The organism is Micromonospora sp. NPDC085948 (genome assembly GCF_040686315.1).
GTDB lineage: Bacteria > Actinomycetota > Actinomycetes > Mycobacteriales > Micromonosporaceae > Micromonospora.
In genome coordinates, this window is record NZ_JBFBJW010000012.1 from 1 (window position 1) to 12,306 (window position 12,306).

A 12,306-nucleotide genomic window follows, 5' to 3' on the forward strand; every position below is an offset into this window, starting at 1 on the left:
GGAGAAGCAGCACCTGATGCGCCGCTACGACCCCTCGGTGCGCTACACCGACGTCACCGCCCCGATCTACGCCGAGTGCACCGAGCTGCACGCGTGACCACGCCCGGCCGGACGGCTGCGCGCCCCCCGGCGGTGTTCCCGGAAGACGTTGACCGACACCGATCGCCGCTCCTACTATCTGCACTGTGAATGCATATTCGGGCCGGCTTGCGGGCCGCGTCGCCATCGTCACCGGCGCCAGTCGCGGGATCGGCCTGGCCATCGCCGAACGCCTCGTCGCCGAGGGTGCCCGGGTCGGCGTCACCGCCCGACACCCCGAGGCGCTGGCCGAGGCGGTCACCGTCCTCGGTGGGCCGGAGTACGCCCTGGCGGTGCCGGGCCGCGCCGACGACCCCGCGCATCGAGCCGCTGCCGTGCGTCAGGTCGGCGCGACGTTCGGGCCGGTGGATCTCCTGGTCAACAACACGGGCATCAACCCGGTGCACGGTCCGCTGCTCGGGCTGGACCCGGCCGCCGCCCGCAAGATCCTCGACGTCAACCTGGTGGCCACGCTCGGCTGGGTGCAGGAGGTCTGCGCCGCGGGCATGACCGAGCGCGGCGGGTGCGTCGTCAACGTCTCGTCGATCGCCGGTCTCGCGCCGTCGCCGGGCATCGCCTTCTACGGCGTGAGCAAGGCCGCGCTCAACCACCTCACCGCCAGCCTCGCGGTGGAGCTGGGGCCGGCGGTCCGGGTCAACGCGGTCGCCCCCGGCGTGGTGAAGACCCGCTTCGCCGCCGCGCTCTACCGGGGGCGGGAGGAGGAGGTCGCGGCACACTACCCGCTCGGACGCCTCGGGCTGCCGCCGGACGTGGCGGGCGCGGTCGCCTTCCTGGCCTCCGACGACGCTGCCTGGATCACCGGGCAGACAGTCGTCTGTGACGGTGGCGTCTCGCTGACGGGCCGAGCCGGATGAGCAGGCCAGCGGTCGGCCCGGGGTCGCTGATCACCGCCTGTCTAGACTCGTCGGTGCGTCGGGAGGCGCCGTGGCGGTGAAGGGGCGGGGGCGGATGGACGGGGTCGAGGTCGCGAGCCGGGTCGACGGGCGTACCGCCCGGGCCGAGCGCACCCGCGCGGCCATCGTCGAGGCTCACCTCGCGCTCATCGGCGAGGGGGACCTGCGCCCGACCGGGGAACGCATCGCCGATCGGGCCGGCATCTCGCTGCGGACGCTCTGGACCAACTTCAAGGACATGGAGACGCTCTTCGAGGCCAGCGGCGCGGAGGTGCTCCGGCAGCAGGACGCCGCGCATCGGCCGATCTCTCCCGGGCTGCCGCTCGCGAAGCGGGTCGACGCGTACTGCCGGCAGCGGGCCCGGTTGCTCCAGCTCATCGCGCCGTCGGCGCGGGCCGCCCAGATGCGCGAGCCGGTCTCCGAGCAGCTGCACCGCAACCGCCTCAAGCACATCGAACGGGTCCGCGACGAGGTCGCCGAGCTCTTCGCCGTCGAGCTGGCCGCGGCCGGGCCGGGGCGGGAGCAGTTGCTCAACGCCCTGGTGGCGGCGAGCACGTGGCAGGCCTGGTCGATGCTGCGCTACGGGCTCGGGCTGGGCGTGGACTCGGCCCGCGCCGTGATGGCCCGGACGGTGGGCGCGCTGCTGGCCGAGGTCGCGGCCGACTGATTCCGGCTCGGCCCGATATCGCCTCCTCTTTCCATTCGGTTACCGATGAGTGACACTTCATGCATGGTTACTGCATCGAGAGTGCAACTAACCGTGCTGCGTGGCCGGGACGACGAATGCCGCGCCGTCCGGTGCCTGCTCGACGGCGTGACCAACGGTGGCGGTGCCCTGCTGCTGCACGGTGAACCGGGTTCAGGCCGCACCGCGCTGCTCGGCCACGCCCACTGCCACGCCGAGGGCGTCACCGTCCTCGCCGCGAGCGGACTGGCCGAGGAGGCCGCGCTGCCGTACGCGGGTCTGCAACGACTGCTCGACCCGGTGCTGCACCACGCCGCGGCCCTGCCAACGCCGCAGCGCGACCTGCTCCGGCGGGCACTGGGTGGGGACGGTTGCCCAGCCCATCGCCGGCTGGCCCTCTCGATGGCCGTGCTCGGGATCCTCGCCGACGGGGCACGGGACCGCCCGCTGCTCGTCACCATGGACGACGTGGATCGGGGCGACCCGCTGACCGGGCAGGTGCTGGCCGTCGTGGCCCGCCGGCTGCGGCACCTACCGATCGTCGTCCTGCTCACCGCGGACGTCGGGGTCACGATCGACGGGATACCGGCGCACCGCCTCCGGCCGCTCGACACGCGCAGCAGCGTCGCCGTCCTCACCGACCGGCTACCCGAGCGGCCCGCCGCGTCGGTGGTGACCGCCCTGGCCGCGATCGGCGGCGGCAACCCGCAGGCCCTGGTGGACCTCGCCGAGGTGCTCAGCCCGGCCCAGTGGCGGGGCGAGGAGCCGCTACCCGCCGCGCCGCCGGAGGACGGCGCGCTGGGCCGCGCGTACCGGGCGCGGCTGGACCGGTTGCCGCCGGACACAAGGCGGATGCTGCTGCTCGCCGCGCTCGACCAGGACGGTACGCCGGGCACGCTGATCCGGGCCGCCGGAGCCGCCGGCACCGAGGTCGAGGCCCTCGCCCCGGCGGAGGTCGCCGGCCTGGTCCGCGTCGAGCCGCAGGGCGTCACCTTCCCCCAACCGTTGGTTCGCACGATGATCGTGGCCAGCGCGCCGCTCGCCGAGCGCCGGGCCGCACACCGGCTGTTGGCCCGGGTGCTGAGCGACGACGGGCAGCGGCTGCGCCGGGCGATGCACCTGGCCGCCGCCACGGCAGGCGCCGATCCGGCCCTGGCCGCGGAGTTGGAGGAGGCGGCCTCGGGCGGCGCCGGTGGCTGGGCCGTTGCCGCGGAGGCGCTGCGCTGGGCCGCCGACCTCAGCGACAATCCGACCCAGACGGCCGTCCGGCTGCTGGGCGCCGCCCAGTACGCCTGGGCCGGCGGGCGACCCGAGGTGGCCCGGCTGCTGCTCGACCGCCTGCGTGCGGTCGCCCCGGACCCGACCCTGCGGGGCCGCGCCGACCTGCTGCGCGGCGAGTTGGAGCTGCGGTGCGGCACGGCGTCGGATGCCTCGGCCCGACTGCTGGACGCGGCCGGAGCGGTCGCCGACAGCGACCGGTTCCTGGCGATGTCCGGGCTGGTACGAGCCGGCGAGGCCGTCTGCTTCGCCGGCGACCAGTACCGGTACGCCGAGGTCGGTCGGCGGGCGCTGGCCCTACGGCGGCCGACCGACCCGCCGGCGATGGAGCTGATGGGCAGCCTGGTCACCGGGGTGGCGGCGACCCTGCGGGGCGACCACGAACGGGCCGGCCCGACGCTACGCCGCGCCGTCGTGCTGGGTGCCCGGTTGAACGGGTCGGCGATGACCCCCACCGCGCTCACCTGTGCGGCGGCGGCCGGCCTGGTGGTCGCCGTGGACGGCGCCGCGCACCGGCTCGCCGAGCGCGCGGTCGCGCTGGCCCGCGATCGGGGTGAGTTGTCCATGCTGCCGCGAGCGCTGGAGCTGCGGGCGATCGCCGAGTACTGGCAGGGCCGGCACGAGGCGGCTGCGGAGACCTCCCGCGACGGGCTGCGGGTCGCTCGCGCCACGGGTCAGGTCAACTGCGCCAACGTCCACCTGGGCATGCTCGCGGTGCTCGCCGCGATCCGGTCCGACCGCGACACCAGCCTGCGGCAGATCCGTGAGCTCGGCGAGTCGCCGACGCCGGGCAGCCGTCCACACGCGCTCGCCGGCTGGGCGCTGGCGGTGCTCGACCTCATCGACGGACGGCACGCCGAGGCCGCGGACCGGCTGGCGTCGCTGGCTCGGCTCGGCACCGGTCGAGGCCAGGTCCTGGTGCAGGTGATGGCGACGCCGTACCTGGTGGAGGCGGCGGCGCACCTCGCACACCGACCGGCGGCCGCGGCCGCGCTCACCGTGTTCGACAGATGGGCCAGCAGCACGGCGAGCCCGCTGCGCCGCGCCCTGTCCGCCCGGTGCCACGCGCTGCTCGCCCCCCGGGGCAGCCCCGAGGCGGAACGCAATTTCCAGGCGGCGCTACGGCTGCACCCGACGGAGGCCGGCACGTTCGAGCTGGCCCGCACCGAGCTGCTCTTCGGCCAGGAACTGCGGCGCAGCCGACGCCCACGTGACGCGCGTACGCACCTGCACCAGGCCCGGGAGACGTTCAACCTGCTCGGGGTGGCGTGCTGGGCCGAGCGGGCCACCTCGGAGCTGCGGGCCGCCGGGGAGTCGGTCGGGCCGCCGGACCTGCCGGCGGCGCGGCTGCTGACCGGCCAACAACTGCGGATCGCGGAGCTGGTCGCGGAGGGTGCCACCAACCGCGAGATCGCGGCCCAGATGTTCCTCTCGATCCGCACGGTCGACCATCACCTGCGCAACGTGTTCCACCGCCTCGGCATCCGCTCGCGGACCGAGTTGGCCCGCGCGTTCGCGGGCGAGCGGCACGCCGGGCTGGCCTCCGACCGGTGACCCGGGGTCCGCTCTGGACGGCATAAACTATCACCGCTAGTTTAAAGGCCATGGACCTCACCCTCTCCGCCGAGCAGGCCGCGGTCCGCCAGCTGGCCGCCGAGTTCGCCGACCGTGAGCTGGTGCCGCACGCCGCCGTCTGGGACCGGCGCGAGTCGGTCGACCCCGCCATCGTCGGCATGCTCGGCGACCTGGGCTTCCTGGGGCTGACCATCGACGAGGCCGACGGCGGTTCCGGCGGCGACCACCTCGCGTACTGCCTGGTCCTGGAGGAGCTGGGCCGGGGCGACTCGGCGGTGCGCGGCATCGTCTCGGTCTCCCTCGGCCTGGTTGCGAAGTCGATCGCCGGCCACGGCACGGCCGAGCAGCGGGCCGAGTGGCTGCCCCGGCTCTGCGCCGGCACCGCGCTTGGCTGTTTCGCGCTGACCGAGCCGGACAGCGGCTCGGACGCCGCCGCGCTGCGTACCCGCGCGGTCCGTGCCGGCACCGACTGGCTGCTCACCGGCACGAAGACGTTCATCACCAACGGCACCACCGCCGACGTCGCGCTGGTCTTCGCCCGCACCGGCGGCCCCGGGCACCGTGGCATCAGCGCGTTCCTGGTGCCCACCGACAGTCCGGGGCTGACCCGACGGGAGATCCACGGCAAGCTGGGACTGCGCGGCCAGGCCACCGGGGAGTTGAGCCTCGACGGGGTACGCGTGCCCGCCGCCGCCCGCCTCGGCGGCGAGGGCGCCGGGTTCCGGTTGGCCCTCGCGACCCTCGCCAAGGGCCGGATGTCGGTTGCCGCCGGGTGCGTCGGCATCGCCCAGGGCTGCCTCGACGCGGCGGTCGGCTACGCCGGGCAGCGCACCCAGTTCGGCAAGCCCATCGCGGGGCACCAGCTCGTCCAACAACTGCTCACCGCCATCGCCGTGGACACCGCCGCCGCCCGGCTGCTGGTGTGGCAGGTGGCCGACCTGATCGACCGGGACCAGCCGTTCGCCACCGAGGCGTCGATGGCCAAGCTCTTCGCCAGCGAGGCCGCCGTCCGCGCGGCCAACAACGCGGTCCAGGTCTTCGGCGGGTACGGCTACATCGACGAATACCCGGTCGGCAAGTACCTGCGTGACGCCCGGGTCGCCACCCTCTACGAGGGCACCAGCCAGATCCAGCAACTCCTCATCGGACGCGCGCTCACCGGCGTCAACGCCTTCTAGTCTCCGGGAGACCTGACATGCGAGTCTTCAGCTCGGTCGAGGAACTGGCCACCGCGGTCGGCGAGACCCTCGGACCCGGTCCGTGGGAGCGGATCGAGCAGAGCCGGGTCGACCTCTTCGCCGACGCCACCGACGACCACCAGTGGATCCACCTCGACCCGGTCCGGGCCGCTTCGGGCCCGTTCGGCGGGACCGTCGCCCACGGGTACCTGACGCTGTCGCTGCTGCCGGCGCTGGCCGGCCGGCTCTACCGGGTGGAGGGGGTGGCGATGGGGGTCAACTACGGGCTGAACCGGGTCCGCTTTCCCGCCCCGGTGCGGGTCGGCGCCGCCGTCCGGGCCGCTGTCACGTTCGCCGAGGTGTCGGCGGTGACCGGCGGCGTGCAGGTGGTCGCGACGGTCACCGTGGAGAGCGACAGCGGCGGCAAGCCCGTCTGCGTGGCCGAGACCGTCAGCCGGCTCTACCACGCGACGAGTTGATGATGGTCGACGGCTGCGCCCACCGCCTCAGCCAGGTGCGGAATTCCTCGTCCAGGCCATCGTTGCGGCGGCTCCGCCTTGCGGAGAAGTTCCGGAACTTGTGGACCTCCCGCCTTCGCCGCGCTGGCCCGCCCGTCGGCTCACCACCTCGCGCTCCCGCCAACTAGACGCCCACCAGGACAACCATCTGGTCGGCAGCTGAACGGCGTCCTGCGGGTCTCGTAAAACTTCCGGAAATTGTTGCTCGTCGATCAGCGACGCTGACATACTCCACATCCATCGGAGTCGATGACCACCACCACCCACCGGGGTGCCGCGTCAGTCACCCCAGCCCGGGTTCACCGGAAGGAAAGACATGACCGAGAGGTGCCACGGGGACACCCGCCCACGAGCGCGTACGGCTATCGTCCTCGCCGCCGCGGCTCTGCTCGCCGCGACAGGTGCAGCGTTCCTGCCGAGCACGGCGAGCGCCGGAACCACCCTGGGCGCGTCCGCCGCCGAGAAGGGTCGCTATTTTGGCACGGCGGTGGCCGCGAGCCGGTTGAGCGACAACGCGTACACCACGATCTTGAACCGTGAGTTCAACATGGTCACGGCCGAGAACGAGATGAAGATGAACGCCACCGAGCCGCAGCAGGGTCGGTTCAGCTACGGGGCGGCGGAGCAGATCGTCAACCACGCGCGAAGCCGCGGCATGAGCGTGCGGGGTCACACCCTCGCGTGGCACTCGCAGCAGCCCGGCTGGATGGAGAGCATGAGTGGCAGCGCGCTGCGGCAGGCGATGCTCAACCACGTGACGCAGGTGGCCACGCACTTCCGGGGTCAGGTGGTCGCGTGGGACGTGGTGAACGAGGCGTTCGCCGACGGCAGCTCCGGGGGCCGTCGCGACTCGAACCTGCAGCGCACCGGCAACGACTGGATCGAGGCGGCGTTCCGGGCGGCGGACGCGGCGGATCCGAACGCGAAGCTCTGTTACAACGACTACAACACCGACAACTGGACGCACGCCAAGACCCAGGGCGTCTACAACATGGTGCGCGACTTCAAGGCCCGTGGCGTGCCGATCGACTGCGTCGGCTTCCAGTCGCACTTCAACAACAACTCGCCGTACGTGAGCAACTACCGCACCACGTTGTCGAGCTTCGCGGCGTTGGGCGTGGACGTGCAGATCACCGAGCTGGACATCCAGGGCGCTCCGGCGAACACCTACCGCAGCGTGGTGGAGGACTGCATGGCCGTGCCCCGCTGCAACGGGATCACGGTCTGGGGCATCCGCGACAGCGACTCGTGGCTGGCCTCGCAGACGCCGCTGCTGTTCAACAGCAACGGCTCCAAGAAGGCCGCGTACGACGCCGTCCTCGCCGCGCTGAACAACGGCGCTGCGGTCCCGACGACGGCTCCGCCGACGAGCGCCCCGCCGACCTCCGCGCCGCCGACCTCCACTCCGCCCACCTCCGCGCCGCCGACCTCCGCGCCGCCCACCACGCCTCCGCCCGGTGGCGGTTGCACCGCGACGCTGCAGGACAGCACCCGGTGGGGCGACCGGTTCAACAGTCAGGTGACCGTCAGCGGGGCGAGCAACTGGAGCGTCGTGGTGGCCGTCACCCCGCCACAGAAGGTGTCCGCCACCTGGAACGGCAGCCCCACCTGGGACAGCAGCGGGAACGTCATGACGATGCGGTCGAACGGCAGCGGCAACGTCTTCGGCTTCACCACGATGGCCAACGGCAACTGGACACGTCCACAGGTGCTTTCCTGCACCGCCTCCTGAGCACCACCGCAGGCTGATGGGGCGGCGACGGATTCCGTCGCCGCCCCATTCTCCGAGACCAGATCGGGTCCACGGTTGGCCGACGTCAGCTCAGCGCCGCCGCTTTGCCCAGGAGCACCGAGCGCTCACGCTGGTTGGCGCACAGCCGGGCGGCCAGCTCCAGCTCGGCGCGCGCCTCCGGTCGCCGGCCGAGGCGGGTCAGTAGCTCACCGCGTACGGTCGGGACCAGATGCGAGCCGGGGAGCCGGTTCGCGGCGATCAGCTCGTCCACGATGGCCAGGGCTGGTTCTGGACCCGAGGCCATGGCGACGGCGACGGCCCGGTTGAGCTCGACCATCGGGGAGGGCGCGGCCCGGCCGAGTGCCTCGTAGAGCAGCACGATCCGGTCCCAGTCGGTCTCCTCGACCGAGAGTGCCGACGCGTGGCTGGCGGCGATCGCGGCCTGCAGGCCGTACGGGCCGCGGGCCGATGCCCGGGCCAGTGCGACCAGCCCGCGGCGGATCGCCGTACGGTCCCACAACCGGCGGTCCTGATCGGCGAGCAGCACCGGCGAACCGTCCGGCCCGGTCCGGGCCGGGAAGCGCGCGGCTGTCAGCTCGCACAGCGCGAGAAGGCCGTGCACCTCCGGTTCGTCCGGTTGCAGCGCCGCGAGCATGCGGGTCAGGCGGACCGCCTCGTACGCGACGTCGGGGCGCAACAGGTCGTCACCCGAGGTGGCCGTCGACCCTTCGGTGAAGATCACGTAGAGGACGCTGAGCACCCCACCCAGCCGATCCCGGCGCTCGCCGGCCGGGGGCAGCTCGAACGGCACCCCGGCCGCCGCGATCGTCTTCTTGGCCCGGGTGACGCGGGCCTGCACGGTCGGCACCGACACCAGGAGCGCACGGGCGATCTGCTCGCTGGTCAGGCCGCCGACCACGCGCAGGGTCAGTGCCACCCGGGCCGCCGGGGAGAGCACCGGGTGGCAGCTGACGAACATCAACGCCAGGACGTCGTCGTCGATCCGGTCGGGATCGACGTCCCCGTCGACCGCCGAGTTCACGGCCGGGCCGGCCGCCAGCAGGGCGTACCGGTCCTGGAGGGCGACCCGGCGACGGATCGCGTCGATCGCCCGCCGCCGGGCCGTGGCCATCAGCCAGCCGGCCGGGTTGGTAGGTGACGCGCGCGGCCACGACACCAGCGCCTCAGCCACCGCCTCCTGGGCGGCGTCCTCGGCCAGCCCGAAATCGCCGGTGAACCGGGTCAACGCGGCGACGATCCGGGCCGACTCGACCCGCCACACGGCCTCGACGTCGGCCGTACCCATCAGATCTGGCCGTTGCTCTCGCTGCCGTGCGGGACCTCGTCGGGCTCGGCCACCCGCCGAACCTCGATCTTGGACCCGCGGCCCGCCGGGAACCGTTTGGCCCACTCGACCGCCGGGAACCGCTTGGCCCACTCGACCGCCTCCTGTTGGGTGGCGACATCGAGCAGGAAGTAGCCGCCGAACAGTTCCCTGGTCTCGCCGTACGGCCCGTCGGTGACCACCGGGGCCTCGCCGCTGAAGTCGACCACGACGCCCCGGCCCGGATCGTCCAGCCCTTCGGCCGCGACGAGAACACCGGCCTCCATCATCTCCTCGATGAACCGGCCGGTCGCGGCCATCGCCTCGTCGATGTTGGCCATCATGGCCGCGTTCGTCTCGTCGGTGCCCCGCATGATGAGCATGTACTTCGACATCGCGTTCTCCTCGTCCGGCGGGGCCACCTCCCGGCCCGCGCACCTCCATGTCGAACGAGCGGCGCGCGGATCGACACGGCGCCTCGATGATCTCTTGCCGCGGGCGGTGCCGGGCCGTGCGGCCCGGCACCGCGACAGCATGGTCAGGCGAGGGTGCAGGCGGTGCCGTTGAGGGTGAACGCGGACGGCTTGCCCGCGTTCCCGGTGTGGGTGGCCTGGAACCCGATGTCGACCGAGGTGCCCGGCGCGATCGTCGCGTTGTAGGAGACGTTACGCGCGGTCACCGCCCCGCTCGACGGGGAGTAGCTGGCGTTCCAGCCACCGGTGATGGTCTGCCCGCCCGGCAACGTGAACGTCAACGCCCACCCGTTGACGGGGGCGCTGCTGGTGTTGGCCACCGAGACGGACGCGGTGAGCCCGTTGCCCCAGGCGTTGACCGTGTACGTGACGCGGCACGCGCCGGACGGGGGCGGGGTGGTCGGTGGCGGCGTGGTGGGCGGCGCCGTCGTGGGTGGCGCGGTGGTGGGCGGCGCGGTGGTCGGTGGCGCGGTGGTCGGTGGCGTGTCGCCGCCGATGCTGCCGGGCACCGACCGGAGCGCGTCGTACCAGGCCACGGCCATCTTGCGATAGCCGGTGGCGTTGGGGTGCACCCCGTCGGCCAGGTCGCTGAGCGTCAGGGCGCGGTACATGTCGACCAGGTGGACGCGCTTGCCGGCGGCGGCCCGGGCCTGCACGATCCCCGGGATCGCCGCGTTGTACCCCCGGACCACGTTGTCCGCGCCCGACTTCGGGATGATCGTCGCGACGAACACGTCCGCGTTCGGGGCGGTGTTGATGATCCGGTCGACGAGGGTGGCCAGCCGGCCCGGCGCGCCGGACGTGTCGCCGTACATGTCGTTGGTGCCGATGTGCAGCAGCACGGTCCGGGGGTTCGTGGCCCGTAACCAGTTGACGACGTTCGCGTCGATCTGGGCGATGGTCCACCCGGAGTGGCCCTGGTGGTCGTGGTCGCCGAGGCTGGCGGGACCGTTGAACTGGGAGCCGACGAAGTCGATCCGGTAACCACCGGCCGTGAACCGCTGCCAGAGTTCGATCCGGTATCCACCCGCGACGTTGAACCCGTCGGTGATCGAGTCGCCGAGGGGCATCACGCGGACGCCGCCGTTGGATTCCGCGTTCGCCGGGGCGGTCGCGATCGGTACGGCCGCGGCCACCGCCGCGACGGCGGCCAGGGCCGCCCACCACAGGCGGGCCCGTCCGGGCCTCGACGTCGGCGCGGTGGCGATGGGCGGCGGAGGGACGGGGTGGCCGAGCGTTGGACTGCTCATGGGACTTCCTCTGGTGGTGAGGGTGCGCGACGACAGCGGCCACCGGGAGGACGGTCGCCGCCAGGACGCGGTACGCGGGGGAGCGGGCTGCGGGGAACGACCAGGAACCCGGACTTCTGCACTGGTGGTCGTGGCGCTGATGCTTGTCATCGATGCTCGGGGGTGACGGATCGATGGACGGTGGCGGAGTGTTGCCCTGCACCTCGCCTGACGCACCTTAACGTGGCATCGCCGACACCGGCAAGAGATCGGTGTCCGACTATGATTCGTGGCCCGGGAGCCGTCCGGACGGGCCGGCCGGGTGCAGCATCGAGCCGAGCCACCGCAGCTGACGCCGGACGTGCACAGCCTCGCCGCCCTCGTGACCGTTGAACGGGTAGACGTGCATCTCGCGCGCGGGCGGAACCGGCGGCCGGGCCGCCGCCGCGTACTGGTTGTAGGCGGCGAAGCCGGTGCTCGGCGGGCAGACGGTGTCCCGCAGCCCGATCCCGAAGTGCGCCGGCGCCGTGGCCCGGCGGGCGAAGCTCACCCCGTCGACGTAGGACAGGGTGCGCCACACCGCGTCCTCGGCCTCCCGGTGCACGGCCAGGTAGCGGGCGATCTCGCCGTACGGCGCCGGTTCGCTGAGCTGGACGGCCCGCCGCATGTCGCAGAGGAACGGGGCGGTGGTCAGCACCGCGCCCAGATCGCCGACCAGGCCGGCGACTGCCAGGGCCAGGCCGCCGCCCTGGCTGTTGCCGACCGCGGCGACCCGGGCGCCGTCGACCCCCGGCAGGGCGCGGACCGCCTCGACCGCCCGGACCGCGTCGGTGATCAGACGCCGGTAGTGGTAGTCGCGCGGGTCGAGGATCCCCCAGGTGGCCGGCCAGGGGCCGCCGGGTGCGCCGTGCGGGTCGACGGTGTCCCCGGGAGCGTACTGGCCGGCCTGGCCCCGGTTGTCCATCAGCAGGTGGGCGTACCCGGCCGTGGGCCAGGTCAGTCGCTCGTGGGGCAGACCGCGACCACGGCCGTAGCCGGCGTACTCGACGACGGCGGGCAGTGGCTCGGACACCCCGGCCGGGCGGGTGTACCAGGCCCGGACCGGGTCGCCGCCGAAGCCCGCGAACGTGACGTCCCAGGAGTCCAGCAGCCGCAGGTCGGTGGGCTCTGGACGGACGTCGACGAGCACCGGTCGGGCGGACGCCTCGGTGCGGGTGTCGCGCCAGAAGTGGTCGAAGTCGTCGGGTTCGACGATGTCCGGGGCGTACCGCTGGAGGTCGTCGAGCAGGGCGGCGGCGTGGGGCACGGGTCCTCGCAGGGGC

Annotated in this window: 10 protein-coding genes; 6 read left to right on the forward strand and 4 right to left on the reverse strand. The window is 73.1% G+C overall.

Going from position 1 to position 12,306, the window contains the following annotated elements; translation table 11 throughout:
• The first annotated feature begins 185 nt into the window (after nt 1–185).
• The 6 genes from AB0O48_RS25585 (at nt 186) to AB0O48_RS25610 (ending at nt 7,958) form a co-directional block, all read left to right on the forward strand.
• A complete protein-coding gene (locus AB0O48_RS25585; RefSeq protein WP_365068783.1) occupies nt 186–953 on the forward strand; it encodes an SDR family oxidoreductase in 768 nt (255 codons plus the stop codon).
• A gap of 94 nt (nt 954–1,047) precedes the next feature.
• A complete protein-coding gene (locus AB0O48_RS25590) occupies nt 1,048–1,659 on the forward strand; it encodes a TetR/AcrR family transcriptional regulator (RefSeq protein WP_357250294.1) in 612 nt (203 codons plus the stop codon).
• Between the two features lie 63 nt (nt 1,660–1,722).
• Nucleotides 1,723–4,509 (forward strand): AAA family ATPase, encoded by a 2,787-nt coding sequence (locus AB0O48_RS25595; RefSeq protein ID WP_365068785.1) that lies wholly within the window; start codon nt 1,723–1,725, stop codon nt 4,507–4,509.
• Nucleotides 4,510–4,559: 50 nt separating this feature from the next.
• The gene (locus AB0O48_RS25600; protein WP_365068787.1) at nt 4,560–5,708 is read left to right on the forward strand and encodes an acyl-CoA dehydrogenase family protein; all 1,149 of its coding nucleotides are present in this window, start codon (nt 4,560–4,562) and stop codon (nt 5,706–5,708) included.
• 17 nt (nt 5,709–5,725) lie between these two features.
• A complete protein-coding gene (locus AB0O48_RS25605) occupies nt 5,726–6,187 on the forward strand; it encodes a MaoC family dehydratase (RefSeq protein ID WP_365068789.1) in 462 nt (153 codons plus the stop codon).
• Nucleotides 6,188–6,542: 355 nt separating this feature from the next.
• Nucleotides 6,543–7,958, forward strand: coding sequence for an endo-1,4-beta-xylanase (locus AB0O48_RS25610; RefSeq protein ID WP_365068791.1), 1,416 nt, complete (start codon nt 6,543–6,545; stop codon nt 7,956–7,958).
• Nucleotides 7,959–8,043: 85 nt separating this feature from the next.
• On the opposite strand, the gene AB0O48_RS25615 is transcribed toward AB0O48_RS25610, so the two are convergent.
• The 4 genes from AB0O48_RS25615 to AB0O48_RS25630 all read right to left on the reverse strand — a co-directional run bounded on the left by AB0O48_RS25615 (nt 8,044) and on the right by AB0O48_RS25630 (nt 12,290).
• Complete coding sequence (locus tag AB0O48_RS25615; protein ID WP_365068793.1) at nt 8,044–9,264, reverse strand: sigma-70 family RNA polymerase sigma factor; 1,221 nt, start codon at nt 9,262–9,264, stop codon at nt 8,044–8,046.
• Complete coding sequence (locus tag AB0O48_RS25620) at nt 9,264–9,677, reverse strand: YciI family protein (protein ID WP_357570969.1); 414 nt, start codon at nt 9,675–9,677, stop codon at nt 9,264–9,266. Before AB0O48_RS25620 ends, AB0O48_RS25615 begins: the two co-directional genes overlap by 1 nt.
• A gap of 143 nt (nt 9,678–9,820) precedes the next feature.
• The gene (locus AB0O48_RS25625) at nt 9,821–11,005 is read right to left on the reverse strand and encodes a cellulose binding domain-containing protein (protein ID WP_365068795.1); all 1,185 of its coding nucleotides are present in this window, start codon (nt 11,003–11,005) and stop codon (nt 9,821–9,823) included.
• Between the two features lie 259 nt (nt 11,006–11,264).
• Nucleotides 11,265–12,290, reverse strand: a complete 1,026-nt coding sequence (locus tag AB0O48_RS25630) for an acetylxylan esterase (RefSeq protein ID WP_365068797.1) — start codon at nt 12,288–12,290, stop codon at nt 11,265–11,267.
• Nucleotides 12,291–12,306: the final 16 nt, after the last annotated feature.

What these genes read in the sequence shown, in the direction of transcription:
- AB0O48_RS25590 (WP_357250294.1), top strand. Translation starts at nt 1,048, where the DNA reads ATGGACGGGGTCGAGGTCGCGAGCCGGGTCGACGGGCGTACCGCCCGG.
- AB0O48_RS25595 (WP_365068785.1), top strand. Translation starts at nt 1,723, where the DNA reads ATGGTTACTGCATCGAGAGTGCAACTAACCGTGCTGCGTGGCCGGGAC.
- AB0O48_RS25600 (WP_365068787.1), top strand. Translation starts at nt 4,560, where the DNA reads ATGGACCTCACCCTCTCCGCCGAGCAGGCCGCGGTCCGCCAGCTGGCC.
- AB0O48_RS25605 (WP_365068789.1), top strand. Translation starts at nt 5,726, where the DNA reads ATGCGAGTCTTCAGCTCGGTCGAGGAACTGGCCACCGCGGTCGGCGAG.
- AB0O48_RS25610 (WP_365068791.1), top strand. Translation starts at nt 6,543, where the DNA reads ATGACCGAGAGGTGCCACGGGGACACCCGCCCACGAGCGCGTACGGCT.
- AB0O48_RS25615 (WP_365068793.1), bottom strand. Translation starts at nt 9,264, where the DNA reads ATGGGTACGGCCGACGTCGAGGCCGTGTGGCGGGTCGAGTCGGCCCGG.
- AB0O48_RS25620 (WP_357570969.1), bottom strand. Translation starts at nt 9,677, where the DNA reads ATGTCGAAGTACATGCTCATCATGCGGGGCACCGACGAGACGAACGCG.
- AB0O48_RS25625 (WP_365068795.1), bottom strand. Translation starts at nt 11,005, where the DNA reads ATGAGCAGTCCAACGCTCGGCCACCCCGTCCCTCCGCCGCCCATCGCC.